Below are 26599 nucleotides of genomic sequence, written 5' to 3' on the forward strand. Positions count from 1 at the left end.
TCCCGCGCCCGCCAGAGGCGGTATCGCCGGGGCGGATCTCCTGCGTCGTGGCCGCTCGCCCGCGGTGGGAGGACGTTCGGGCCGACCGTATAGCTCGGAGCCCGTCGACGGCGACCCCGCATCGCGGCTGCGGGCACAACGCAGGAGTTTCCGTCCCCATCCGCCCGCCGTGCGGCCAGAACGGTATCGCGCGACCGGATCTCCTGCGTCGTGTCGCGGGGAGCGAGGGCGCTTCGGCGCCCCCTCAGGCCCCGCCCGGGCAGACGGAAGGGCCGGATGCCTCGGCATCCGGCCCTTCCGTTCGCTTCCGACCGATCCCCCCGGATCAGCGCTGGCTGAACGCCGCGTCGAACGCCGCCCCGGAGGGCTCGTACGACGACAGCTTCCGCACGAATCCGAGCGCCTCGGGCGCTCCGACCAGGCGGTCCATGCCCGCGTCCTCCCACTCGACCGACAGCGGCCCGTCGTAGCCGATGCCGTTGAGCATGCGGAAGGCGTCCTCCCACGGCACATCGCCGTGCCCGGTCGAGATGAAGTCCCACCCGCGTCGCGGGTCGGCCCACGGCAGGTGCGACGACAGGCGTCCGTTGCGGCCGTTGCCGAGACGCTTCTTCGTGTCCTTGCAGTGCACGTGGAAGATCTTGTCCTGGAAGTCCCACAGGAACGCGACCGGATCGATGTCCTGCCACACCATGTGCGAGGGATCCCAGTTCAACCCGAACGCCTCGCGGTGCCCGATGGCCTCGAGAGCGCGCTTCGTCGTCCAGTAGTCGTAGGCGATCTCGGAGGGGTGCACCTCGTGGGCGAAACGCACGCCGACCTCGTCGAACACGTCGAGGATCGGGTTCCAGCGGTCCGCGAAGTCCTGGTATCCGGCATCCACCATCTGCTCGGTGGCGGGCGGGAACATCGCGACGTACTTCCAGATGCTCGAGCCGGTGAAGCCCGTGACCGTCTTGACGCCCAGCTTCGCGGCGAGGCGCGCGGTGTTCTTCAGCTCTTCGGCGGCGCGCTGACGCACGCCCTCGGGGTCGCCGTCGCCCCACACCCGGTCCGACACGATGTCGCGGTGACGCTGGTCGATGGGGTCGTCGCAGACGACCTGTCCCTTGAGGTGGTTCGAGATGGTCCACACCTTCAGGCCGTTGCGCTCGAGCACGTCGAGCTTGCCCTGCACGTAGGCCTCGTCGTCCCAGCGCCAAGGGTCGAGGTGGTCCCCCCAGCAGGCGATCTCGAGGCCGTCGTAGCCCCACTCGCCGGCGAGACGGGCCACCTCCTCGAAGGGGAGGTCGGCCCACTGGCCGGTGAAGAGGGTGATCGGTCGCGTCATCGCGGCGTCCTTTCGTCGGTGCGGTTCCGGGATCGGATTCAGGATGCCGCGAACGCGCGGCCCCCGGAAGAAGCGGTGGCCAGGTCGGCATCGACGCCGGTCCAGACGCCGTCGGCCTCGGAGCTGCGCGCGACGGCGTCGAGCACCTCCTGCACGTGCAGGCCGTCGGCGAACGAGGGGGTCGGGGCGGCTCCGGCGGCGACGGCCTCGACGAAGTCCTTCGCCTGGTGCGAGAAGCCGTGCTCGTAGCCGAGCATGTGACCGGTGGGCCACCACGCGGCGACGTACGGGTGCTCGGGTTCGGTGACGAGGATCCGACGGAAGCCCTGCTCGGCGGCGGGGAGCGTGGCGTCGTAGAACTGCAGTTCGTTCGGGCTCTCGAGGTCGAACGACAGCGAGCCGAGAGATCCGGCGATCTCGATCCGCAGGGCGTTCTTGCGGCCGAGGCGGAAGCGCGAGGCCTCGAACGAGGCGAGGGCGCCGCTCTCGAGGCGACCGGTGAAGAGGGCGAGGTCGTCGACGGTGACGGCCCCGCGTTCGGTGCCCGCGGAACCGGAGAGCCCGGACGAGGAGGCGAGGACGGGACGCTCGTCGACGATCGTCTCGAGGATGCCGGCGACGCGGCTCACGCGCTGCCCGGTGATGAACTCGGTGAGGTCGACGGCGTGGGCGCCGATGTCGCCGAGGGCGCCGGATCCGGCGCGGTCCTTCTGCAGGCGCCACGTGAGCGGGGCCTCGGCGTCGCTCAGCCAGTCCTGGAGGTATTCGGCGCGCACCTGGCGGATGTCGCCGAGGCGGCCCGCGGCGACGAGGTCGCGGGCGAAGGTCGTGGCGGGAAGACGCCGGTACGTGAAGCCGACCATCGAGCGGATGCCGCTGTCCGCGGCGGACGAGGCGGCCTCGGCCATGCGCCGGGCCTCGTCGACGGTGTTGGCGAGGGGCTTCTCGCACAGGACGTGCTTGCCGGCGGCGAGGGCGGCGATCGCGATCTCGGCGTGCGAATCGCCGGGGGTGACGATGTCGACGACGTCGATGTCGGAGCGGTGGATGACCTCGCGCCAATCCGTCGCGCTCTCCTGCCAGCCCCAGGTCTCGGCGGCGGCCTGCGTGCGGGCCGCGTCGCGCCCGACGAGCAGGCTCATCTCGGGGGCGAGGGGGAGGTCGAAGAAACGAGGGGCGACGCGCCATCCCTGGGAATGCGCGGCGCCCATGAATCCCGCACCGATCATGGCGATGCGAAGGGGCTGGGTCACGATTGAGGTCTTTCTGTGGGGGACGGGGGACGGGGCGCCCGCGACGAACGCGGACGCCCCGGACCGGGTCAGGACTGGAACGAGAGGTCGATGAAGGACGCGACGTTGTCCTTCGTCACCACGGGGGCGTCCAACACGATGCGGTTGGGGACGCTGGGCGTGATGAGGTCACCGGCGGTCTTGCCCTGCGCGATCAGGCGCGCCAGGGCGATGCCGTCGGCGGCCTGCGTCGACGGGTAGATGACCGTGGCCTTCAGGACGCTGTCGTCGGCCTGGATGGACTCCATCGCGTTCCGGCTGCCCGCGCCGCCGACCATGATGAACTCGTCGCGGCCGGCTGCCGTGATGGCGGCGAGCACGCCGATGCCCTGGTCGTCGTCGTGGTTCCAGATGGCGTCGATCTTCGGGTTCGCCGACAGCAGCTGCGAGGTCGAGGCCTCGCCGCCCTGGACGGTGAAGTCCGCGGCGACGCGGGGTCCGACCTTCAGGCCGCAGTCCGACAGGGCGTCGGCGAAGCCCGCCGAGCGGTCCTGCGTGAGCGGCAGGGAGTCGATGCCCGCGATCTCGCCGACGACGGCACTGCTGTTGCCCTCGAGCTGCGAGCAGATGTACGTGCCGGCGCTGACGCCCATGCCGTAGTTGTCGCCCAGGATGGTCGAGCGGGCGGCGAAGGGGCTCGAGAACTCGCGGTCGACGTTGATCACGGGGATGCCCGCGTTCATCGCCTTGATCGCGACCTCGGTGAGGGCGGCGCCGTCGCTCGGCAGGAGCACGATGGCGTCGACGCCGTCGTTGATGAAGGTCTCGACGGCCGCGATCTGCGCGTTGACGTCGTTCGTTCCCTCGGCGACCTTGAGGTCGACGTCGGGGAAGCTCTCGGCGGCGGCGAGCGCACCCGAGTTGATGGCGCCGAGCCACCCGTGGTCGGCGGCGGGGCCCGAGAACCCGATGGTGACGGTGTCACCGGCGGCGGCGTTCTCTTCGGTCGTGGTGCCCTGGTCGACCACGTTCTGGCTGTCGCCGCCCGAGCCGGTGCAGCCGGCGAGAAGGCCGACCGAGGCGACGACGGCGATACCGGTCAGGACGAGTCGCGAACGCGACTTCCACTGTGAGCGCATGTTTCCTCCTTGAAATGTGATGCAGCTGGGGTCATCGCGGCCCCGGGTCATTCCGGAAGGAAGGGTCCACTCTGACGTGGCTCACGCTAGCAGAAGTGTCGGTTGATTGAGCATCTTTTGTTTTTTAAGCCGCATAAGTCGGTGCTCGCGCTGATTCCGACAGCAGAGCGCTCGCGCGCATGCGGGAGGCGGCTTCCCGGCGCGGCGCCGAATTCGGGTCGCGCGACGGTGAGGCGGCGTGTTATGTTCGCCGCGTGATCAAAGTTGACCATCAGTCGTCATTACTCACCGTCCGAGGCGTGACCAAGTCCTTCGCCGGCGTCCGCGCCCTGCGCGGTGTCGATCTCGACATCGTCGCCGGTGAGGTGCACTGCGTGTTGGGCCAGAACGGCGCGGGCAAGTCGACTCTCATCAAGACCCTCGCCGGAGTGCACCGCCCCGACGAGGGAGAGATCGTGTGGCTCGGCGAGAACGTCGAGATCGCCGACCCCGATGCGGCCATCGACCTCGGCATCGCGACGATGTACCAGGAGCTCGACGTCGTCGACGGCCTCACGATCGCCGAGAACATCTTCCTCGGGCACGAGCTCGCGCGCGGTGGCTTCACGCAGCGCGCCGAAGCCGCCCGGCAGACCCGCGAGCTGCTGCGCCGTCTCGGACACGCCAACCTCTCTCCGAACACCGAGGTCGGCTCGCTCAGCGCCGCCAACAAGCAGATCGTCAGCATGGCGCGCGCGCTGTCGCACGACATCAAGCTGATCATCATGGACGAGCCCTCGGCCGTCCTCGACACCGAAGAGGTCAAGAACCTCTTCGCCGTCGTGCGCGAGCTCACCGCCGCGGGCATCGCCGTCGTCTACATCACGCACCGCCTCGAAGAGATCCGCGAGATCGGCGACCGCATCACCGTCCTGAAGGACGGGCGGACCACCGCGGTCGGTCTCTCCGCCGCCGACACCCCGAAGGCCGAACTCATCCGGCTCATGACCGGGCGCGAGGTGGCCAACGTCTTCCCCGAGCGTGTGCCCGTGGCATCCGATGCCCCTGTCGTGCTCGACGTGCAGGGACTCGGGCTCGACGGGGTCTTCTCCGACGTGTCGTTCTCGGTGCGCGCCGGTGAGGTGGTGGGGCTCGCCGGACTCGTCGGCTCGGGTCGATCCGAGATCCTCGAGACGGTCTACGGAGCGCGACGCTCGAACGCCGGCTCCGTGCGCGTCCGTGACAGGGTGCTTCCCCGCGGGTCGGTCCGCGCCGCCGTCGGCGCGGGCATCGGTCTGTCGCCCGAGGAGCGCAAGAGCCAGGGGCTCGTGCTCGACGAGCCGATCTTCGTCAACATCGCGCTGGCCTCGATGAAGCGCTTCGCCAAGGGCGGGTTCCTCGACGACCGCGCCGCACGCAAGGTCGCCCGCGAACAGATCGACGCCTTCGAGCTGCGCCCGGCCGATCCCGATCGTCCCGCGCGCACCCTGTCCGGCGGCAACCAGCAGAAGATCCTGCTCGCCCGCTGGCTCGTGCACGGCACCGAGGTGCTGCTGCTCGACGAACCCACCCGCGGCGTCGACGTCGGCGCCCGCGCCGAGATCTACGCCCTCATCCGCGATCTCGCCGCCGCAGGCAACGCGGTCGTCGTCGTCTCGAGCGAGATCGAAGAGGTCCTCGGCCTCGCCGATGTCGTCCTCGTCGTCGCCGACGGTCGCATCCTGAGCACCCTCCCCTCCCACCAGATCGACGAGCACGGCGTGCTCGATCTCGTCATGAAAGGATCCGCCGCGTGAGCGAGCCGACCACCCCGACCCGTGCACGCACGGTCCCCACCGAGACCGGGGCCGTCGCGGCTACCGCTCCCGAGCCCGCCTGGCGCCGCTTCCTCTCCGGATCGGCCGGCCGCAACATCGGCCTCGTCGTCGCGCTGCTGGTCATCGTCATCGTCGGCGCCATCACCGCGCCCGGGTCGTTCACGAGCGTCGACAACCTGCTCGTCATCCTCCGCCAGGCCTCGATCATCGGTGTCATCAGCATCGGCATGACCCTCGTGATCATCGCGGGCGGCATCGACCTGTCGGTCGGCTCTGTCATGGGCCTCGCCTCCGTGGTTGCGACCCTCGCCGCCGTGCAGGATCTCGCCGACAACCTGCACTGGAGCGTCATGGTCGTCATCGCCCTCGCGGTGGGCGTGGGCGCCGGCCTCATCAACGGCATCGTCATCGCGTACGGCAACGTCGTGGCCTTCATGGCGACCCTCGCCATGCTCGTCGGCGCGCGCGGCCTGGCCGAGATCCTGGCCGAGCGTCGCACGCTCGTCGTGCAGGACCGCGGCTTCATCACCTTCATGAACGCCGACATCCTCGGCGTCGACATCCTGATCTGGATCTTCGCCATCGTGGCGGCCCTCGGCTGGGTGCTGTTGAACCGCACCACCTTCGGGCGTCGCACCGTGGCCGTCGGCGGCAACCGCGAGGCCGCGCGCCTGGCGGGCATCGACGTGCGTCGGCACACGATGTGGCTGTACGCGATCACGGGTCTGTGCGCCGGTATCGCGGCCGTCATGATCCTCGGCCGCACGACGGCGGGCACCTCGACCCACGGTCAGCTGTACGAGTTGGACGCCATCGCCGCGGTCGTGGTGGGCGGCACGCTCCTCGTCGGCGGCCGAGGGACGATCACCGGTACGGTGTTCGGCGTCCTCATCTTCGCGACGTTGTCGAACGTGTTCATCCAGAACAATCTCTCGTCTTCCGTACAGGCGGTGGCGAAAGGTGTCATCATCGTGGTCGCGGTGCTCCTGCAGCAGCGCTTCTCCCGTCCTCCGGGACGGGGCTGACGACCCCTTATGCCGACGGCGGCTGCGTGATTCGCGTAGTCGCCGTCGGTATGTGGATGGAATGCATTGCTACTAATGGTGTACTGAGGGCGTGAAGAGGATGACGACAGATTCCGTGCAGTCGGTCAACGGCGTGAGCCAGTTGTTCCAGCTGCTGCGAGACGGCGTACCGCGTACGCGAGCGGAGCTGGCCAAGTCGACCGGCCTCGCCCGATCGACGGTCGCCGTGCGCGTCGACGAACTCATGCGCATGGGCCTCATCACCCCCGTCGCCGACGCGGTGTCCACCGGCGGACGGCCGCCGTCGCAGTTCGCGATCAACCCCGCGGCCAAGGTCGTCGTCGCCGTCGACCTCGGTGCCTCGCACGCGACGGTCGCGATCGCCGACCTCACCGGCAAGGTGCTCAGCGAGCGCACCGGCGACATCGACATCGCCACGGGTCCCGAGCCCGTGCTCACCTGGCTCGTCGAGACCGCGACGGCGCTGCTCTCCGAGTCGGGCCGCTCCACCTCCGACGTGGCCGCGATGGGCATCGGCGTCCCCGGCCCCGTCGAGCACTCCACCGGACAGCCGGTGAACCCCCCGATCATGCCCGGCTGGGATCGCTTCGACATCCCCGGCTGGATCTACCAGCACATGCCGGTTCCCGTCCTCGTCGACAACGACGTCAACATCATGGCGCTGGGCGAGCGCAGCATCGCCTGGCCCGCCGTCGACCACTTCATGTTCGTGAAGGTCGCCACCGGCATCGGCACCGGCATCATCTCCGACGGTCACCTGCAGCGCGGAGCCCAGGGCATCGCCGGCGACATCGGTCACGTCCAGGTCGCGCGCGGCGCCGACATCCCGTGCCAGTGCGGCAATCGCGGATGCCTCGAGGCCTTGGCATCCGGTCCCGCGATCGCGCGCGCGCTGCGCGCGCAGGGCATCGACGCGCACACCGGCTCCGACGTGGTCGACCTCGTCAAGCGCGGCAACATCGACGCGATCCAGGCCGTGCGCCAGGCGGGTCGTGACATCGGCGAGGTGCTCACGACGTGCGTGAGCCTGATGAACCCCTCGGTGATCGCGATCGGCGGGTCCATGGCGCGCGTGGGCGAGCATCTCATCGCGGGCGTTCGCGAGGTCGTGTACACGCGCTCCACGCCGCTGGCCACCGAGTACCTCTCGATCGTCCAGTCGGTCGCCGCCGAGAAGGCCGCCGTGATCGGCGCGAGCATGCTCGCGGTCGAGCACGCCCTCGCCCCCGAATCGCTGAACGCCGCGTTCCTCCGCGCCTGACCCGCGACGGGTCGCTGCCGCCGCACAACTCCTGCAGATCGGACGGTTCCGCGCCGTCGGTGAGCCGCGGGCGCGCGATATGAAGGAGTTGTGCCCCCGTGCCGGGGTTCCCGATGGGGCCGGCCGGCGGGGCCGCTGCGCCATGCCGGGGCGGTGGCGCGTGCACAACTCCTGCAGATGGGCGTGTTCTGCGCCCTCGGTGGGCCGCAGTCGCGCGATGCGCAGGAGTTGTGCACCCGAGTCGGGGTTGTCGGTCCGGCGGGTGGGTGGTGAACCGGTCCGGCGCGTACGGCGGCGGATCGTTTCCCCGACAGGCCGATTCCGGATGCCGGGACCCTGGCGCGTCGTGAATCCCCCGCGGCCGTGCCCGGTGCGTCGCCGGTCCCTCCCGTGGCAGGACGCAGGACATCTGGCGGCGGCGGGCCACCGGGCCGGGCGAAGAGGCCCCGAACGGGTCGATGTTCCTGCGTTGTGGCCGGGGCAGGCCAGGCCGGGGCGGGCCAGGCCGGGGCAGGCCGGGCGTGCGCGGGCCCGGGAGGCGGGCCGGACCAGCGCACGAGGAACGCCCGCAGTGCACGAGCACGGCGGACGTCGTCGATCGCTCGCGGCGCGGAGTGTCCCTCTCCACGCCGCGAGCGGGTCTCAGGGCGACCGGCGCGAGGCGCGGGTCGGGGCGGGGGAGAGAGCCTCGGGGACTCCCCCCGTGTCGGCCACGCCGCCGGCGGGCACCGGCTCGCGCTCGGCGGCCGCACCCGTCGCGGCGCCGGGCCCAGCGGCATCCGTCCCGTCGGCATCCGTCCCCTCGGCAGCTGATCCGGATCCGTCGGCATCTGCCCGCGCGGCAGCCACGGCGGCGGCGATCTCCCGGGCGTGGGCCGCTCGACGGCGTCGGGCGGCGATGACGCGCCAGGCCACGAGCAGGGCGACCACGGCGAGGATCGCGAGCGCCGTCCACGGCACGGCGGCCGTGGCGGCCGCGCCCTGCGACACGAGGGGGTCGAGGGCCGACGGCTCCGCGCCGGCCAGTGTGCGCGAGACGACCTGCGAGGTGGCGGTGACGTCGGCTGACAGCAGCACGAGGGGGACGACGCCGGCGACCTCGACGGTGCGTTTCAGCGAGCTGCCGGGGAGCAGCTCGGGGGCGTCGTCGGCCGCGGTCACGCGCGCCCAGCCGAACGGCCCGCCGAGGGCGACCTCGACGTTCGGGTCGAGACGCGTGTTGCCGGTGTTGGTCAGGGTGTAGCCCACGGTCGCGGATCCCGTCTCGGCGGGGTTCGTGGTGCCGTGGTAGTCGACGACGACGTCGCCGATCGCGAGGGAGGGGGCGAGGTCGCCCTGCACGCGGAGGTGTACACGCGAGCCCAGGCGACGTTCGGTGACGGTGCCGTTGTCGGCCGTGACGAGCATGGATGCCACGATGCCGGCCGCGTAGTCGCCCGGGGCGGCGTCGGCGGGCACGGTGACGGTGAAGGGGACCTCGGCGCTCGCGCCGCTGTCGAGGGTGAGTTCGGGGGATGCGATCGAGACCCAGCTGCCGAGGTCGGTGGATTCCGCGCCCCCGGCGAGGATGTCGAGGGCTCCGTCGTCGGTGAGGAAGCCGTCGGCGGCGTACACGCGCAGGGTGATCGGCTGGGGGCTGCGGTTCGCGACGTACAGGGCGTCGCCGACCGTGCCGCCGGGCATCAGGTCGTAGGCGTAGTTGGGCCGGTCGCGCCCTTGCGCGGTGTCGGCGGGTTTCACGCTCCACGTGACCGTGGTGTCGGGGGAGGGGGCGGCTTCCGCGGAGGCGGCGAGGGGCGTTCCCAGCAGCAGCGCGAGGCCGGCGAGGAAGGCGAGGAGGAGTCGGAGGGGACGGGGAGTGGTCTTCGCCTGGGACATGGGCGTGGCTTTCGTGTGGAAGGGATCCCGTCGGGGCCGCGCTCTCGAGGGGCGCGACCCCGACGGGGAGGGGGTCAGCTGAGGGCGGTCAGCGTCACGGTCGCGGTGTAGGTGCCGCGGGGGGTCTCGAGCGGGAGCTTGAGATCCAGGTCGGCGCCCACGAGCGAGCTACCCCGCTCGTGGCCGTCGTTCGCCTGCGCGAGGGTGCGGGCGACCGAGAGGCCCTGGCCGCTGTCGAAGCCCGAGGGCACGGGGGCCCCGGCGACGGCGCCGCCCTGCGTCTCGAGCACCTCGGGCGTCCAGCCGAGGTACGTGCTCGACACCTCCTGGCCGTCGGCGGCGAAGTTCGACACCTGCGCGGTCAGGGACCAGCCGGGGTTGCCGGCCCGGGTGTCCTGGACGCGGATCGGGACGATCTCGCCCGCTGCTGCGTAGTGGTCGAGGTTCTCGGTCGCCACTCCGAGGTCGACGAGGCGCGAGGTGCCCTCGATCGACCAGGTGAGTTCGCCCGAACCCTGGCCGGGGACGGTCACCGCGATCGACTGGTCGCCCGCGGGAGGGGCGGTCGGAGCCTCACCCGTGTAGTCGCCGGTGGTCGAGCCGGCGCGCACGCCCGCGCCGAACGCCGCCGCCGGGGTGTTCCCGTCGAGGGCGAGAGCGCCGTACACGGTGGTGTTCGCCACGCGCAGGTTCGCGGTGTTCCCGGTGAGCGAGAGGCCCCCTCCGATCGAGTTGGCGAAGGCGTCGGAGCCGCCGTCGGCCGTCGCGCCGATCAGCACGTCGCGCGAGCTGCCGCTCACGGTGACGTCGCCCTTGACGACGGCGCCGGTCATCGACACGCCCCAGCCCGAGCCGTCAATCGACACGTCCGCACCGACCGACGTGCGCACGACGTCGACGTAGGTGGCCTGCTGCGTGAGCAGCGAGCCCGAGATCGCGCTGTCGACGACCTCGACGTCGATGCCGCCGGCTTCCACCGAGCCCCCGACCTTGAGGTCGTTGACGTAGAGGAAGCCCACGGTGGTGTCGGCGGAGTAGGCGCTGACGTCGCCGGCGACGCTCGTGCCGTCGAGCGAGACGCCGTAGGCGTCGGTGGCGACGACGTCTCCGGTGACCGTGACCGAGGTGGCATCCAGCCAACCGCCCGCCTCGACGACGATGTCGCCCTCGACGGTCGCGCCGCCGAGGACGCAGTCCGCCCCTCCCGGGACGATGAGGTTGCCCGAGACGGTCTGGCTGCCCAGGTCGTCGGTGCAGGTGAGGTCGGCCGCGTACGCGGGGACCGCGACCACGCTGCCCCCGATGACGAGGAGGCCGACGATGGTCAGTTTCGTGATTCTGTTCATCAGTTCTTCCTCGTCGCTCAGCCGCGCAGGGCTGCGATGTTGTCGTAGCTGCGGTCGGCGTTCGCGAGCGAGTTCCCGGGGTTGACCGGCACCGTGGAGGCGTTGTCCTGCTCGAACATGCCGAAGCGCTGGCCGCGGTCGCGCAGCTGCGACAGGAACGCCGTGTAGTCGATGTTCCCGGCGCCGAACTCGACGATGTCGTAGCCGTTTGCACTGTTCGGATTGAGCGCGCCGTCCTTCAGATGGAGGATCGGGAACCGCCGGGGGTCGCGCTTGATGTAGTCGATCGGCTCGAAACCGGGGTACAGGTGCTTTCCGACGTGCGCCCAGTAGACGTCCATCTCGAAGAACACCGTCTCGGGGTTGAGGTTCTCCCAGTACAGGTCGTACACGCGCTCGTTGGTGTCGGTGGTGAAGCCCCACTCCTGCGCGTGGTTGTGCAGGTAGAGCTTGATGCCCGCGGCGCGACCCTTCTCGCCCATCTGGTTCCACGTGCCGATGGCCTGCATCCACGGATCCTTGGCGAGGGGACCGCCGTAGCCTCCGGCGATGGGGCCGCCCTGGCCCAGGTGCGGCATGCCCAGCACGTGGGCGATGTCGAGCTGCTGGTCGATGTTGGCCGGGGTGAGGTTGACGTGCGCGCCGGTCGCGCGCAGGCCGTTGTCATCGAGCAACTGGCGGATCTCCTGCGGCGTGATCGCGCCGACGTTGCCCTGGGTGTAGCCCGCGAACTCGATCTCGGAGTAACCGATACGGGCCAGCTCCTCGAACACCGCGCGGAAGCCCAGCGAGCTGACCTTGTCGCGGACGGTGAAGAGCTGGATGCCGATGCGGTTGACGGGGACGAGACGCTTCCCGGCGCTGACCGGGGGAGCGGCCGCCGCGGCGCGGGCGCCGAAGGCCGTGGAGGCGGAGGCTGCGGCGGGCATGGCGGCGGCGCCGATGCCGACGGCGACGGATGACGCCGCCAGGGCCTTGAGCAGCGTGCGCCGGCTCATGGGCCGATCCGGCACCGTGGGGTGCGCGTGGTCGTGGTGGTGACTCATGACTCTCCTTCGAGGTGGGTCCGCCCCGGGGTCGGGGACGACCGTGAGGGTGGTGGGGGCCGCGGTACGCGACCCCCACCGGGGTGTTACTTCTTGACGGTCAGGTTCGCGCTGCCGCTGCTCTTCGCGATTCCGGTCGAACCGGTGTACGACGCCTGCACCTGGTAGGCGCCCTCCGCGCTGAGCTTGGGCAGGGTCACCTGGACGGTGCCGTCTGCGCCGAGCGTGCCGGTGAGGGTGGCGACGACCGCGTTGTTGCGACGGATGGTCACCGTGGCATCACCGGTCGGGACGATGCCCGTCGACGAGGCCACCTGGACCGTGGCGGTGGCCGCCACGGCGGGCTTGACCGGCGTTGGCGAGACGGCGACAGAGGTCGTCGACTTCGCCTGCGAGACCGTGAGACGACCGATGCCGGCCGACCCCTTGAACGTCTCGTCGGCTCCGTAGGTGGCCCGCAGGGTGTGCGTGCCGACCGGGAGGTCCGCCGGGAGGGCGACGACGGCGTTGCCGTCGGCGTCCAGGGTCGCGCGACCGAGCTCGGTGTCGCCGACCGTGAGCACGACCTCGCCCGTGGGGGCGCCGCCCTCTCCGCGCACCGACACCGTCAGGTCGCCCGGGGCGCCGTAGGTGACTCGCGGGGAGCCGAGCGAGACGAGCGTGCGGGTGTCGACCGTCGGCTCGTTGGGAGCGTCGAGGTCGATCGTGAACGACACCGAACCGAGCTCCGACACGTTGCCACCGGTGTCGGTGGCGCGGTAGCGGATGTCGTAGGCGCCGTCCTGATCGAACGTCACCCCGTACTGCTGGTTCGCCGCGAGGTTCACCCAGGTCGCGCCGTTGTCGCGCGAGTACTGGACGCTCGCGAGCGTGCCGTTGTCGGCGGCCTGCACCGAGAAGCGGACCGGCTCGTTGAACACGCCGCCGACACCCGTCGGGGTGGCGGGGGCCAGCGTGTGCGCGACGGTGGGGGGCGTGACGTCTCCGACGCCGTCGCCGACCATGGTCAGCGCGTCGACGGCCAGCTCGTCGGCCGAGGTGACGTAGAGCGCTCCGGTGCCCTCGGGGGCCTCGAAGGCGATTTCGACGTCCTGCCAGCCGTTACCCGCCGGGATGGTGGCGGTCGCGAAGGGCTCGGCGTCGGCCGCTCCCCAGCGCAGCTGGACCTCGCCGGCGCCGCTGGCACGGACCACGGCCCCGTCGATCCCGGCGAAGTTCACCGGGTCGAAGGCGAGGTAGTCGCCCGATCCCAGACCGCGGATGGCGTTGCCGCCCGAGGCGTCGGTGTCGGCGTAGGTGGTGACGCCCTCGCGACGGATCGCGTGCTCGGCCTGCTGCAGCTTCGGGTTCAGGCGAACGGTCGCCTCACCCGTGGCCGCCGGCAGTCCGTTGGCGCCGGCGTCGGTGTACGTGACCACGACCGCGCCGTAGAGCAGGGCACCGGGGCCGTGCTCGGGCGAGTTCGGATCGGTGCGGAAGACGCCCGTGCAGCCCGTGCCCGAGACCTCGGGGTGGGCGTGCTCGTCGTGGCCGAGACCGTAGGTCCACGTCACGCGCGAGCATTCCGTGGCGTCGCCGTCCTCGGCATCCGTCGTCGTGACCTGGAACGGGATCGCCTGACCCCAGTCGAAGAACGCGCCGTTGCCGGGGAAGGCCACGGTCACCTCGGGCGCCTGGTTGCCGACCGAGATGGTCTGCGAGGTCAGACCGAAGCGTCCGCCCGGGTCGGACACGCGCAGTCGGGCGCTGTAGTTGCCCAGCTCCGTGTAGGTGAACGACGTGGTCGCACCGGTCGCATCGTAGGTGCCGTCACCGTCGAAGTCCCACTCGTAGGTGAGGGCGTCTCCGTCGGGGTCGGTCGAGGTCGACGCGTCGAACGCCACCGTCAGGGGAGCCTGCGACGACGAGGTGGGGGTTGCGGTGAAACGCGCCTGGGGCGACTTGTTGCCGGCGACGTAGTCGATGCGGTACAGACCGGCATCGGGGTTCGCGCGGAAGAAGCCGTCACCGTAGTCGAGCACGTACATCGAGCCGTCGGGGCCGATCTCCATGTCCATGGGGTTGTCGTGCGGCGGCTGGCCCAGGGTGCTGAGCGCCGCGTTCGGAAGGAAGTCCTCGATGTCGCTGACCTCGAAGGTGTCCCAGTCGAGCGTGAACGCGGCGATGTAGTCCTGCGAGAACTCGCCCATGAACGCCTTGCGGTCCCAGTGCTGCGGGAGCTTCGTGGGCGAGGGGTTGGTCTCGTCGTAGTGGTAGACGGGTCCGCCCATGGGGCCCTGGCCGGTACCGGCGCCGAAGTTCACCAGCTCGTCCCACGGCTGGTCGCCGGGGTTGTCGCCGTACCAGAGGGTCGCGGGCTGCGCGGGCGGAAGGTCGGTGAGACCGGTGTTCCACCGCGACTCGTTCTTGAGGTTCTGCGGGTCGAAGAACGCACCCGGCGTCGCCGTGGCGAAGTCCCAGTCGTTGTAGGCCTGGTTGTCGGCGTGGACGTAGGGCCACCCGGCGTTCTGGGGCTCGTCGAGGCTGATGGCGTTCCACTCCACCAGACCCATGGGCCCGCGGCCCGCGGTCTCGGCGACGGCCTTCGTGGCGTCGGGGCCGTAGTCGCCCCACGACAGCGAGTTGGTCTCGATGTCGACCTCGATGCGGAACGGGTTGCGCACGCCCATCACGAAGATCTCGGGGCGGGTGAGTTCGGTTCCGGGGGCGAAGAGGTTGCCCTCGGGGATCGTGTAGGAGCCGTCGTCCTCGACGTGGATGCGCAGGATCTTGCCGCGCAGGTCGTTGGTGTTGCCGGCGCCGCGGCGCGAGTCGAATCCGGGGTTGTAGCCGGGGGCGTCGTTGTTCGGCGCGAAGCCGTTCGCTCCCGGAGTGGATGCCGGGGTGTTGTCGCCCGTGCTCAGGTAGAGATTGCCGTCGGCGTCGAATCCGATGTCGGCGCCGACGTGGCAGCACTGCCCGCGCTGGACCTCGACATCGAGGACGACCTGCTCGCTCGCGAGGTCGAGGGAGTCCCCGTTCCACTGGAAGCGGGCGAGGCGGTTCACGCCGACCCACTGGTCCCAGTAGGACTCATCGGCCCCCGCTGGGAGGGTGTTGGGGGAGTTGCCCGCCGGGGTGTCGGCGACGCCGTCACCGTCGGCGTCGCGCGGGGAGTAGACGAGGTACACCCAGTTGTTCTCGGCGAAATCCGGGTCGAGGGCGACCGTCTGCAGGCCGTCCTCGGAGTTGGCGTAGACGTCGAGGGTGTTGATGACGCGCGTGACGCCGGTCGCGGGATCGGTCAGGCGCACGTCGCCGTTGCGGGCGGTGTGCAGGACGCGCTTGTCGGGGAGGACGGCGAGGTCGATGGGCTCGCCCACGTCCTTGGTGAGCAGGACGCGCTCGTAGTTGCTCCAGTCGAGGGCGCCGCCGTCTTCGCCGGTGTCGCCGGGGTCGGGGGTACCGGGGTCGGTGGGGTCGCCGTGGTCGCCCCCGGGGTCTGTCGTGCCGTGGTCGTGCCCGTCGTGCGCGAAGGCCGGGACGGGGGCGGCGGCGATGGCGCCCAGGCCCAGTGCGGTGGCCGCGAGGACCGCCGTCAACCGGGACCGGACGACCGGATGCCGAGAAGTAGAGTTCATCGTGAAACAGCTCCTGTGAATGCGTTCGAGTTGTTTTCACCGGGTCGCCACACAGTCGGTCTCAACGACTGATCGTGGCGGCCCGGGCTCTTCGTGCGGTGGCGGTCGGCCACGCGCGGTGTCTGCTCCTTACTCTTCGTCGAGTGGGAGGGGTCGCCGATCACCGCCTCTCAGGGCGGTTCGTGGGGCGAGCCTCGGGGGGATGAGGTGTCCGATTGTGGGGGACGTCGCTCGTCGTCATCCTGACGGATGTTTTTCCATAGGTCAATCAAAAGTTGCGTAATGCTCACACAACAAAAGTGCGCTCGACGCGAGCCTTGTGGTTTCCATTCGTCGCGGGCTAGCATCGCCGCACGGTGCGTCTCGCGCCGATCCCCCACCCGTCGGTGAAGGCGCCGACACGGCCGAGGAGGCCTCATGCTCCATGGACTGACCGGATGGCACCTGCTGATCGTCCTGGCGGTGATCGTCCTCCTCTTCGGGGCCGCGAAGCTGCCGGCTCTGGCTCAGAGCGTGGGTAAATCGGCCCGCCTGTTCAAGGGCGAGCTGAAAGCGATGAAGGACGACGACGCGACGCCCCTCGCCGAATCGGCCACGCCCGCGGCTCCCGAAGCCCGTGCCTCGGCGGTCGTCGCCGACCCGCCCCCGACCCGCTGACCCCCCGCGTTCCGATGGTCGGCCCCCGCCGCCCCCGAGCGGGGGAGTAGCCCGTGTTCTTCGGCCTCACCATCGAGAAGATGATCCTCATCGGCGTCATCGCGGCGCTCATCATCGGTCCCGAGCGGCTTCCCGCCGCGGCGGAGTCTCTGCGGCGCGCCCTCATCCGTGCGCGCGGCTTCGCGAAGACCGCCCAGGAGCGGGTGCGTGACGAGCTCGGCTCCGAGGGGGCCGACGTCGACTGGCAACGACTCGACCCCCGCCAGTACGACCCGCGCCGCATCATCCGGGAGGCTCTGCTCGCCGATCCGGAGCCGACCGTCGCGCCGCGCGCCGCTTCGACGGACGCCGACGGCCCGACCCCCGCCGCCGCTCGTCAGGCGGAGTCGGGACCCGGGGACGCGCCCGCCGCCCGCGCCGACACCGACCGCAACACCGACAGCACGCGCCGCACAGCCGCGTAGGCGAGAGCGTCGGGGCGGGCCAGGGCGTCCACGTGACGCACGAGGGTGAGATCGGCGAGGGGGCGCAGCACGAGTCCGTCGACAGCGAGCGGGGTCGTCGTGGTCCGGGGCAGGACGGCCACCGCCGCGCCCGCGCGGACGATCTCGGCCGTCACCGAGAACTCGTTGATGCGGTGGGCGACCTCGAGAGGGCGTCCGACGTGCGCCGACAGGTGATCGAGGACCCCGGCGAGGGGGAAGCCGGCGTGCACCGAAACCCATCTCTCGTCGACGAGGTCGGACGCACGCAGCTCGGAGCGTCGAGCGAGCGGGTGGTCCGCGGCGAGCGCGATGTCGAGGGGCTCCTCGAGCAGCGGCACCGTCACCACGCGGTCCGCGGGCCACGGCTCGTCGTGGGCGAGGCGGTGGGCGATGACGAGGTCGTGGTCGGCGGTCAGCCCGGGAAAGTCGCGGTGCGCGACGTCGGCGTCGGCGAAGTGCAGGGGCGGAGAGCCGTCGAGTTCGCGCAGGAGGGGCCCGAAGAGCGTGAGGGCGGCGCTGTGGAAGGCCGAGACGCGCACCGGGCGATCGCTCGCGTCGAGAAAGGCGCCGACGGCCTCTCGCGCGCCCACGAGGGCCTCGTCGACCCGCGTTCCCGCCGCGGCGAGGGCTTCGCCGGCCGGTGTGAGGGCGAGGGCCCGCCCGAGGCGCCGCGTGAGGGGAACGGGAACGTGGGCCTGCAGGGCGGCCAGCTGCTGCGAGACCGCGGAGGCCGACACGTGCTGCGCCGCCGCGACGGCGGCGACGCTCCCCCGGTCACGGAGTTCGCGCAACACGCGCAGGTGAGCCACATCCATAAGTCAGAACTTACGCCACCGTGAAGAACATGCCGCTTGTTCTTCCGCGTGATCGCGAGGGATCGTGAGGGAGTGACCCGCCGCGCTCCCGAGATCCTCGTCGACGTCCTCCTCATCGCCGTCGCCGCGATATGGGGGGCGAGCTTCCTCGCCGCGAAAGAACTGGTCGCCGAGACGGGGGTCGCCTCGGGCATCGCCCTGCGCTTCGTCGTCGCGGCGAGTGCTCTCGGCATCCTGTGTCTTCTTCGTCGGGAGCGGATGCCGCGCGGTCGCGGTCTCGTGATCGCCGCGCTCCTCGGCTGCTCGCAGGCGGCGGTGATCGGGCTCGAGACCGCGGGTGTGCACCTGACCTCGGCGACCAACGCGGGCCTGCTCATCAGTCTGGCCCTCGTCTTCACCCCGGTGCTGGAGAGCATCGCGGCGCGCTCGTGGCTCCCGCGGTCGTACTTCGTCGCGGCCGGGGCCGCGGTCGCCGGGGTCGCCCTGCTCGTCTCGGGAGGGGGCCTGCGGGCCCCCAACCCGGGGGATGCGCTCGTCATCGCGGCGGCGGTCGTCCGCGCCGTGCACGTCACCGCGAGCGGGCACCTCACCCGCGGGCGAGAGGACAGCACCCTCACAGTCGTGTTCGTGCAGCTCGTCGTGTGCGCTCTCGCCTCGACGGCCGTGGCCGGCGCCGATCTTGCGCCCGCGATGGCGGGGCTCTCGGCGGCCGGCTGGGTCGACGTGATCTTCCTCGGCCTGCTGTGCTCGGTGTTCGCCTTCGTGGTTCAGCTATGGGCGGTGCGGCGCACCTCGGCGACCCGCGCGAGCATCCTGATGGGCACGGAGCCGGTCTGGGCCCTCGCCGTGGGCGTGGCGATCGGGGGTGAAGTCGTCGGTCTTCCCGGACTCGCCGGCGCCGCGCTCATCATCGCCGCGTCGTACGCGGGACAGGCGATCGAGCGTCGGCACCGCCGCTCGCGCGCGGAGGCGAGCGGCGGCGCCGACGGCGAAGCGGTCAGCTCCGGTCCGCGGTCGGTCGCCGCCACCGACCCCAGACCGTCGCCGTGAGCCCCGCCGCCACCAACGCGACGGCGAGGAGGACCGAGGCGATCTCGCCTCCGGTGACCGGCAGCCCTCCCCCGGGGGATCCGGGGCCGGTGCCGGGCGGCGGCGAGCAGTCGACGGTGCAGGTGGCGGTCGGGAGGGGAGTGATCTCGACGGTGACGCCCACGCCGTCGTCGGCGACGGCCATGGGGACGAAGAGCAGCTCGCTCATGAGACCTCCACCGCCTCGCGCCGACCCTCTTCGCGAGCGCGGGCCACGAGATCGTCGAGGCGCTGGCGGGATCGACGACGACCCGACGCGACGGCCGCGACGATGAGGGCGACGCCGACCGCGGCGGCGAGGTGCACCCACGGAACCGCCCACACCGTCACGCTGCGCGTCACGGGAGCTGCGGCGAGCGTCGAGTCGGGCACCGCGGCATCCACCGTCACGTCCTTCGTCAGCACGAACAGCGGCCACGCGGGCTGGGGATCGGAGCGCACGTCCCGAGACTCGCCGGGCAGCAGCACTCCGCGCTCCGTCGTCGTCGCCTCGGCCGCGTCGCTCACGGCGAGGGCGGTGTTCCCGGTGTTCTCCGCCGTGTAGGCGTAGGTGATCGACCCCGGTGCGAAGAGGTTCCACGACGGGGTGTATTCCGCGCGGACCTCGCCGACGCCCACCGACGGGGCCAGCTGCCCGGTCACGCGGGTCGACACGCGGAAGCCGACGCGACTGTCGACACCGACCCTCGTCCCGTCTGCTCCCGCGGAGGTGGATCGGACGGATGCCGAGACCCCGGCCGCGTGGTCTCCGGGGGTGACGTTCTGCGGCACGGCGATCTCGAACGACACGACCCGCGTCTCGTTGGGCGCGAGCGTGACCGTCGGTTCGACCGTGATCCACGTGCCGGCGTCGGTCGAGGTGCGGTCGGCGGGGAGCATCGTGAAGCGCCCCGTCTCGGTGTAGTAGCCGTCCGCGGCGCTCAGGGCGAAGGTCGCCTCTCGCTCGCTGAAGTTCTTCACGGCGAGGTGCTCGGTGACGCGTTGACCCGGGTCGAGTTCGACCTGCATCACGCGGCGGCCGTCCGGCCCCGCGGCCGAGGCCGGGGTGACCGACCAGGTGACCGCGGAGTCGGCGGCGTCGTCGGCCAGGGCGGGCGGGGCCGCCGCGAGGGCGATCGCGGCCACGAAGACACCCGCCATGCCGGCGGATGCTCCGCGCGCGAGCGCCACCCTCATCTCGGGGCTCACCCCTCGAGCAGGGTCAGGGTGATGGTGGCCGAGTACGCCCCGGGTGCCACGGTGGCCGGCGTCTTCAGCAGCAGGCCGGCGGTGGCGGAGTACGATCCGCCCGCGGCATCCACTGCGCTGTCGACGTTGGCGAGGAGCTCGGCGTCGACGAAGCCACCCGTGCCGGGGTCGACGGCGTCTCCGGGGGCGACCACCTGCGACCCGCCCGCGGGGTTGCCCGAGACGATGTCGGGGTACCAGCCGAAGCTGTCCGCCGACGAGATCGCGGGCTGGCCGGCGCTGCCGGTGAAGTCGCTGATCGCTCCCATGACGTACCAGAACGATTCCGGGTCGATGTTCTCGGCGAGACGGGTGTCGGTGACGGTGACCGTGGGCAGGGTGCCCGCGAAGGTGCGGTCGGTGCCGGACGCCTCGCCTTCGGTCAGCGTGGTCGCATCGTCCGCGACGGTGAGGGCGAGGACGCCGGGCTCCGCCGCGGGGGCGATCTCGACCTGCACGTCGATGCTGTCCTCGTCGGCGGCGAAGGCGCTGCCACCGCCCGCGGCGGCGAGGATGCCGACCCCGAGGGCGGCGACTCCGATGCGGGCCGAGAGGCCGCGACGGGAGGTGAAGGACATGAGTGCTCCGTTCTTCCACCGGGGGTCGGTGGAGTCGTCGGCGGGCGCCGGCGGGTGGTCGGGACGAGCGGCGAGGCGCCGATCGGCGAACGAGGGATGCCGTCGTTTCGGGCGGGCGCGGCGGACTCGGGGGAGCCTCGTGGCGGCGCTGTCACGGGTCGGTTCTGCGGGTTCGTTGCGACAGTAGTGCGGCTTCGGTGAGTCGTCAAGCAAAAGATGACTGATCGTCGGAATGGCGAGAGTCGGCGAATTTTCCGCGCTTTACCGGGATATTCGGCCGCAGTGGCCCAGGCAAAGGTTCTCGAAGGCGTCTCTGACTCGTTCCTGCGAGCAGTTATTAACGCAAATTAGTCAAGTTTTGTAGACGTATCGACAAAAGACTCCTACAGTGACCACGGTCGAGGGCGACCTGTGCGATCCGAGCGGTCGACGCCGCCCCCGCCGCTGATCCGAAGGAGCAATGATGCCCGTACCCGCTGTCTTGTCCGGCCCCCGCCGGCGCAGCACCCGTGTCGCGAGGACCCTCGCGGCCGGTCTCCTGGGCGGAGCACTCGTGGCCACAGGAGCGATCCTGCCCGCCGGTGCCGCCGTCGCCCCCGCCGTCAACACCCCGGCGGACCTGCCCAAGCAAGAACCGGGTGTGACGCTTCGCACCTACTCCACCCCGCCCCTCACCGAGCTCTGCACGCTGAAGTCGGGCCAGACCCCGAACGTCGACAAGCTCATGTCGACGATCGACTGGCGCACCGACGAGCAGTTCGGCGCGGGCGACAACTTCATCACGCACGCCCTGGCCAACCTCACCGTCAGCACGCCCGGTCAGTACGCCTTCCGCCTGACGAGCGACGACGGCTCGCGCCTCACCCTCGACGGCACGCAGCTGATCGACAACGACGGACTGCACGGAGCGGAATCCGTCGAGGGCACCGTCACGCTCGACGTGGGAGTCCACGACCTGTTCGTCGAGATGTTCGAGGCCACCAACGGCCAGCAGCTCACCGTCGAATGGAAGGTCCCGGGCTCCTCGAGCTTCACCGTCATCCCCAACAGCGTGCTCAGCACCGAGGCGGGTGTCGTGCGCGTCACCGCCCCCGGGACGAAGTACTGCGAGGGCAGCACCGACTCCGCCGGCGACGGTCTGCGCCTGGATGCCGTGAACCCCAACTACACGCTCGTGAACCTGCGCCCCGAGGGCTTCAACCCCAAGGTGTCGGGCCTGGCCTTCCTCGGCAACGGCGATCTCGCGGTGCTGACCACCGGCTCGGTCAACTCCGGGGGATGGGACACCTCGACCCCCGGCAAGGTCTTCGTGCTGAAGGGCGCCCAGGCGGCCGACGGACCCGAGGACGTCACCGTCGTCGAGGCGGCCGGCGGTCTGCTGAACCCGATGGGCATCGACGTCATCGACGACAAGATCTACGTCTCGGAGCGCTACCAGCTCACCGAGCTCAGCGACACGAACGGCGACGGCTCGTACGAGACGAAGCGCAAGGTCGCCGAGTACCCCTCGGGCAACAACTTCCACGAGTTCGCCTTCGGCCTGATCCACGACGAGAAGAACTTCTACGTCAACCTCTCGGTCGCGATCGACAACGGCGGGGCGACCACCAACCCGCAGCCGGCGAAGAACCGCGGCACCTCGGTCAAGATCGACCGCGCCACCGGGGCGATCAGCTACGTCGCCGGCGGTCTGCGGACCCCCAACGGCGTGGCCTTCGGTCCCGAGAACGAACTCTTCGCGATGGATAACCAGGGTGCCTGGCTGCCCGCGAACAAGCTCGTCAACGTCAAGCAGGATCGCTTCTTCAACCACTACACGAACCCTGCGGGCCCGTTCGATCAGAATCCCGTCACGCCTCCCGTCGTGTGGATCCCGCAGAACGAGATCGGCAACTCCCCGAGCACGCCCATCATGCTGAAGGACGGTCCCTTCGCGGGACAGATGATCTTCGGCGACGTCACCTACGGCGGCCTGCAGCGCGCCTTCCTCGAGAAGGTGGACGGCGAGTTCCAGGGCGCGGTCTTCCGCCACTCCGCGGGCTTCGAGGTCGGCGTCAACCGCGTCATCGAGGGCCCCGACACGTCGCTGTACATCGGCGGCACCGGCGAAGGCGGCAACTGGGGCGAGGCGGGCAAGCTCACCTACGGCCTGCAGAAGCTCGTCCCGAACACCACGCAGAACGCCTTCGACATGAAATCCATGAAGGTCGTCGAGGGCGGATTCGAGATCGAGTACACCGAGCCCCTCTCCGACGAGACGCTGGCGAACCTCGCCTCGGCGTACCGGGCCGAGCAGTGGCGCTACCTGCCCACCTCCACCTACGGCGGACCCAAGGTCGACGAGGAGATCCTCTCGCTCACCGGCGCGACGGCATCCGCCGACCGCAAGACGGTCACGGTGTCGTTCGACGGTCTGAAGCAGGGTCGCGTCGTGCACCTGCGCTCGCCGCAGCCGTTCGCCGCCGCCAGCGGCGACACGCTGTGGAGCACCGAGGCCTGGTACACGCTCAACTCGCTGCCGGGCTACGTCTCGCCGGCCGATCAGGGCTGGTACGAGGCCGAGGAGGCCCGCCTGATCGGTGGCGCCAAGTTCGACGCCGAGCACAGCGGTTACTCCGGAGCCGGCTTCGCCGGTGGCATGTGGCAGGCGGGGTCGGCGTTCGAGTTCACGGTGAACGCCGAGACCGCGGGCACCGTCCCGGTCAACGTGCGCTACTCCAACGGCCCCAATCCGGCCCCCGGCACCAAGGACGTGAACCTCTACGTCAACGGTCAGAACCTCGGGAAGTGGGATTTCCCCTCGACGGGGGACTGGAAGACCTGGGCGACGATGACGCGGGACATGCCGCTGGTGGCCGGGGCGAACACGATCGCCCTGAAGTACGAGTCGGGTAACAAGGGCAACATCAACGTTGACGTCCTCTCGCTCGGTGCGGCCGACATCTGTGCTCCCGCGCAGGTCGAGGACGGCTACCGCCCGCTCTTCGACGGCACGCTCGAGAGCCTGAACGCCGGGTGGCGCATGGCCGGCCCCGGCGGCTTCGGTCGACAGAACGACTGCAGCATCCGCGGCGAAGGCGGCATGGGCCTGCTCTGGCACAAGGCGCAGGAGCTGAACGAGTACAGCCTCAAGCTGGACTGGAAGCTCATCGCCGATCACAACGGCGGCGTCTTCGTCGGGTTCCCCGACCCGAAGAACGACCCGTGGATCGCGGTCAACCAGGGCTACGAGATCCAGATCGACGCGTCCGACGCCGCCGATCGCACCACCGGTGCGATCTACACCTTCCAGGGTGCGGATGCCGACGCGGTGAAGGCCTCGCTCAAGCCCGTCGGCCAGTGGAACGCGTACGAGATCGTCGTGAAGGGGCAGACCATCAAGATCTTCCTCAACGGCACGCTGGTGAACGACTTCACCAGCACCGATCCCGCTCGCGACCTCTCGCAGGGCTTCATCGGCCTGCAGAACCACGGTGGTGGGGAGGCGGTGTCGTACCGCAATGTCCGCGTCAAGGACATCGACGAGCCGGCCCCCCTCGCGGTGACCGCCTCGGCCGAGGTCAAGTGCCTGGCCAAGAAGGCGTCGGTGACGGCCCGCGCGACCAACACCGACACGGTACCGGTCGACGTGACGCTCACGACGGCGTGGGGCGAGCGGGTCATCCCCGCCGTCCAGCCCGGGGCGACGGTGTTCCACACCTTCACCACCCGCGCCGCGTCCGTCCCCGCGGGCGAGGCGACGGTGACCGCGACCGGCGACGGTCGCACCGGCGGGGCCACGGCCTCGTACGCAGCCAAGAGCTGCGGCTGATCCCCCCAGCGCCTCCGGCGGCGGACTCGCGTCCGTCGCCGGAGGCGCTCCCTCATGTCCCAGAGGTCCCCATGCTCTCCTCCCTCGGCCGCCGCATGAGCCGGCACCGCCTTCTCGTCCTCCTCGCCTGGTCCGTGCTCGTCGTCGTCGGCGGGGCCCTCGCCGGTGACGCCTTCGACCGCACCGTCTCGGTCGCCGACGCCCCGGCCGGCAGTGAGTCCTTACGCGCCACCGAACGCCTCGACGCCCTCGACCCCGAGGGGGAGATCATCACCGCCGTCGTCCGCGGCGAGGACTTCTTCTCCCCGACGCTGCGCGACAGCGCGACCGCCGTCATGGCCTCGGTCCGCGCCGTCCCCGGGGTCGCCGAGGTGACCGACGCCTACACCGCGGGTGGAGCCATCGGTGACGACGGCCGCTCGTCTCTGGTCGTCGTCGAACTCGCGCTCGGTCTCACCGGCGACGAGGCCGTCGCCACGGCATCCGTCGTCTCCGACCTTCTCCACGGGATCGACGCGCCCGAGGTCCTCGTCGGCGGACCCCTCCTGGCCGAAGAGGCCTTCGTCGATCGGGCGACCACCGACGCGGCGATCGGCGAGGGCGTCGCGATCCTCGTCCTCGTCGTGCTGCTCACCCTCGCGCTCGGCTCGCTGCGCATCGCCCTCGTCCCCGTCGTCGCCGCTCTCGCCGCGATCGCCCCGACGCTCGCGATCCTGGGTCTGCTCGCCCGCGTCGTCGACGTCAACGAGTTCGCGGTGAACGTCGTCACGATCCTGGGCCTCGGCCTCGCCGTCGACTACAGCCTTCTCGTGGTGCTGCGCCTCCGCGAGGAACGCACCGCCGATCCCACCGCGCCCCTCGACGAGCTCGTCGCCCGTGCCGTCTCGGGGGCCGGCCGCGCGGTCCTCGTGTCGGGTCTCGCCGTGGCCGTGGCCCTGCTCGGCATCCTGATCCTCGGCGACCCCCTGCTCTCGGGGATGGCGCTCGGCGGTGCGGTCGTCGTCGCGGTCGCCACCCTCGCGGGCCTGACGCTCGTGCCGGCCGCGCTGTCGCTCCTGCATCGCGCGCTCCCGTCCGCCGGGGCGCGCACGTGGGCGCGCCCCTGGGCGGGCCGGGCGTCGCGCGAGGGACTGCTGGCCCGCTCGACCCGTCTGGCCCAGCGCCGACCGGGGATCGTCGCCGTCTCGACCGCGGCGGTGATGCTGCTGCTCGCCGCTCCCGTGGCATCCCTCGCGCTCGACGACTCCGACATCCGCTCCCTTCCCGCCGCGGCCGAAGAACGACGCGCGTACGAGGCGACGACGACCGGCTTCACCGGGATCGGGATCGAGCCCGTCACGGTCGTGCTCGACGGATCGATCCAGGATGCCGCCGTCACCGGGGTCCTCGACGGGATCGCGGCCCTGCCCGACGTCGCCGACGCCGACGTGGTGCAGGGGCTGCCGCCCGAGATCACCGCGGTCGCCTTCACCCCCGTCGGCGACAGCGCCACGGGAGACGCGGCGCGGCGACTCGTGACCGCGGTGCGCGGTCTCGCGACGCCGGTCCCCCTCGAGGTCACGGGGCCCGCCGCCTCGCTCATCGACACGCGCGATCACCTGGCCGCGCGCCTGCCGTGGGCCCTGGTGATCGTCGCCGCGGCGAGCTTCGCCCTGCTCTTCGCGCTCACCCGCTCGCTCGTGGTCCCCCTGAAGGCGATCCTGCTCGCCGGCCTCACGGTGGCCTCGACCCTGGGCGTGCTCACCGCCGTCTTCGGGTGGGGCTGGGGCGCCCCTCTGCTCGGGTTCGAGCCCCGCGGCACGCTCGATGTGACCACTCCCTTGCTGATCGGGCTCCTCGCCTTCGGGCTCACGATGGACTACGAGGTGTTCCTGTTGTCGCGCATCACCGAGGGCTGGCGCGCGCGAGGGCGCTCCGCCGACCCGCGTACGGCGAACGCCGAGGCCGTGCGCCACGGCATCACCCGCACCGGCCCCGTCGTGACGCTGGCCGCGGCGGCGATCTGCGTCGTCTTCGTCGGCTTCGCGTTCGGCGAGCTGGTCGCGATGAAAGAGATCGGGGTGGGCATGGTGATCGCGGTGGTCCTCGATGTCACCGTCGTCCGCGGGCTCCTCCTCCCCGCGCTCATGACGCTCCTCGGTCGCGCGAACTGGTGGCCGAACGCGCGTCGCCCGATCCCGGTGCCCGCCGCGTCGACGCCCACCGTCGATCGCCGCGTGCCCGTGCGGTCGTAGGCTGGAGAG

The 26599-nt window shown here is 70.9% G+C and carries 19 protein-coding genes; 8 read left to right on the forward strand and 11 right to left on the reverse strand.

Annotated features, from left to right (window positions below):
- Positions 1–325: 325 nt before the first annotated feature.
- The 3 genes from QBE02_RS12395 to QBE02_RS12405 all read right to left on the reverse strand — a co-directional run bounded on the left by QBE02_RS12395 (position 326) and on the right by QBE02_RS12405 (position 3701).
- Positions 326–1330 (reverse strand): sugar phosphate isomerase/epimerase family protein, encoded by a 1005-nt coding sequence (locus QBE02_RS12395; RefSeq protein WP_279365973.1) that lies wholly within the window; start codon positions 1328–1330, stop codon positions 326–328.
- A 38-nt stretch (positions 1331–1368) separates the two neighbouring features.
- A complete protein-coding gene (locus QBE02_RS12400) occupies positions 1369–2559 on the reverse strand; it encodes a Gfo/Idh/MocA family protein (RefSeq protein ID WP_279367887.1) in 1191 nt (396 codons plus the stop codon).
- Positions 2560–2651: 92 nt separating this feature from the next.
- Positions 2652–3701 (reverse strand): substrate-binding domain-containing protein, encoded by a 1050-nt coding sequence (locus tag QBE02_RS12405; RefSeq protein WP_056224412.1) that lies wholly within the window; start codon positions 3699–3701, stop codon positions 2652–2654.
- 299 nt (positions 3702–4000) lie between these two features.
- Between QBE02_RS12405 and QBE02_RS12410 the strand changes: the two genes are divergently transcribed.
- The 3 genes from QBE02_RS12410 (at position 4001) to QBE02_RS12420 (ending at position 7804) form a co-directional block, all read left to right on the forward strand.
- Entirely contained in the window at positions 4001–5476 is a 1476-nt protein-coding gene (locus tag QBE02_RS12410; protein WP_279365974.1) for a sugar ABC transporter ATP-binding protein, read from the forward strand.
- Positions 5473–6522 (forward strand): ABC transporter permease, encoded by a 1050-nt coding sequence (locus QBE02_RS12415; protein WP_279365976.1) that lies wholly within the window; start codon positions 5473–5475, stop codon positions 6520–6522. The genes QBE02_RS12410 and QBE02_RS12415 overlap by 4 nt, the downstream gene beginning before the upstream one ends.
- A 100-nt stretch (positions 6523–6622) precedes the next feature.
- Positions 6623–7804: an ROK family transcriptional regulator gene (locus tag QBE02_RS12420; RefSeq protein WP_056224407.1), complete on the forward strand. Its 1182-nt coding sequence runs from the start codon at positions 6623–6625 to the stop codon at positions 7802–7804.
- 642 nt (positions 7805–8446) lie between these two features.
- Here QBE02_RS12420 and QBE02_RS12425 read toward each other — a convergent pair.
- The 4 genes from QBE02_RS12425 to QBE02_RS12440 all read right to left on the reverse strand — a co-directional run bounded on the left by QBE02_RS12425 (position 8447) and on the right by QBE02_RS12440 (position 15694).
- Complete coding sequence (locus QBE02_RS12425) at positions 8447–9682, reverse strand: DUF916 domain-containing protein (protein WP_279365978.1); 1236 nt, start codon at positions 9680–9682, stop codon at positions 8447–8449.
- A gap of 74 nt (positions 9683–9756) precedes the next feature.
- Complete coding sequence (locus QBE02_RS12430) at positions 9757–11028, reverse strand: hypothetical protein (RefSeq protein WP_279365979.1); 1272 nt, start codon at positions 11026–11028, stop codon at positions 9757–9759.
- Between the two features lie 17 nt (positions 11029–11045).
- Positions 11046–12074, reverse strand: a complete 1029-nt coding sequence (locus QBE02_RS12435; RefSeq protein ID WP_279365980.1) for a sugar phosphate isomerase/epimerase family protein — start codon at positions 12072–12074, stop codon at positions 11046–11048.
- Between the two features lie 86 nt (positions 12075–12160).
- Positions 12161–15694, reverse strand: a complete 3534-nt coding sequence (locus QBE02_RS12440; RefSeq protein ID WP_279365981.1) for a PQQ-dependent sugar dehydrogenase — start codon at positions 15692–15694, stop codon at positions 12161–12163.
- Between the two features lie 417 nt (positions 15695–16111).
- Here QBE02_RS12440 and tatA point away from each other — a divergent pair, with 417 nt between their 5' ends.
- Both tatA and QBE02_RS12450 read left to right on the forward strand, forming a co-directional pair.
- Positions 16112–16351: a twin-arginine translocase TatA/TatE family subunit gene (gene tatA / locus QBE02_RS12445; protein WP_279365982.1), complete on the forward strand. Its 240-nt coding sequence runs from the start codon at positions 16112–16114 to the stop codon at positions 16349–16351.
- Between the two features lie 53 nt (positions 16352–16404).
- Positions 16405–16815: a twin-arginine translocase TatA/TatE family subunit gene (locus QBE02_RS12450; protein ID WP_279365983.1), complete on the forward strand. Its 411-nt coding sequence runs from the start codon at positions 16405–16407 to the stop codon at positions 16813–16815.
- Here the strand turns inward: QBE02_RS12450 and QBE02_RS12455 are convergent.
- Positions 16728–17651, reverse strand: a complete 924-nt coding sequence (locus tag QBE02_RS12455) for a LysR family transcriptional regulator (protein ID WP_279365984.1) — start codon at positions 17649–17651, stop codon at positions 16728–16730. The two genes, QBE02_RS12450 and QBE02_RS12455, sit on opposite strands and share 88 nt — an antisense overlap.
- A gap of 72 nt (positions 17652–17723) precedes the next feature.
- On the opposite strand from QBE02_RS12455, the gene QBE02_RS12460 reads away from it, so the two are divergent.
- Positions 17724–18701: a DMT family transporter gene (locus QBE02_RS12460; protein WP_279365986.1), complete on the forward strand. Its 978-nt coding sequence runs from the start codon at positions 17724–17726 to the stop codon at positions 18699–18701.
- On the opposite strand, the gene QBE02_RS12465 is transcribed toward QBE02_RS12460, so the two are convergent.
- Genes QBE02_RS12465 through QBE02_RS12475 form a run of 3 tightly spaced genes read right to left on the reverse strand, consistent with a single transcriptional unit; the run spans position 18649 to position 20545 of the window.
- Positions 18649–18909: a hypothetical protein gene (locus QBE02_RS12465; protein ID WP_279365988.1), complete on the reverse strand. Its 261-nt coding sequence runs from the start codon at positions 18907–18909 to the stop codon at positions 18649–18651. The two genes, QBE02_RS12460 and QBE02_RS12465, sit on opposite strands and share 53 nt — an antisense overlap.
- Positions 18906–19916: a WxL protein peptidoglycan domain-containing protein gene (locus QBE02_RS12470; RefSeq protein WP_279365989.1), complete on the reverse strand. Its 1011-nt coding sequence runs from the start codon at positions 19914–19916 to the stop codon at positions 18906–18908. Before QBE02_RS12470 ends, QBE02_RS12465 begins: the two co-directional genes overlap by 4 nt.
- 8 nt (positions 19917–19924) lie before the next feature.
- Positions 19925–20545: a hypothetical protein gene (locus tag QBE02_RS12475; protein WP_279365990.1), complete on the reverse strand. Its 621-nt coding sequence runs from the start codon at positions 20543–20545 to the stop codon at positions 19925–19927.
- A 553-nt stretch (positions 20546–21098) separates the two neighbouring features.
- On the opposite strand from QBE02_RS12475, the gene QBE02_RS12480 reads away from it, so the two are divergent.
- On the forward strand, positions 21099–24356 hold the full coding sequence (locus tag QBE02_RS12480) for a family 16 glycoside hydrolase (RefSeq protein WP_279365991.1): 3258 nt from the start codon (positions 21099–21101) through the stop codon (positions 24354–24356).
- Positions 24357–24427: 71 nt separating this feature from the next.
- Positions 24428–26590, forward strand: coding sequence for an MMPL family transporter (locus tag QBE02_RS12485; protein WP_279365992.1), 2163 nt, complete (start codon positions 24428–24430; stop codon positions 26588–26590).
- The last annotated feature ends 9 nt before the right edge of the window (positions 26591–26599 follow it).

The organism is Microbacterium testaceum (assembly GCF_029761935.1).
Lineage (GTDB): Bacteria > Actinomycetota > Actinomycetes > Actinomycetales > Microbacteriaceae > Microbacterium > Microbacterium testaceum_A.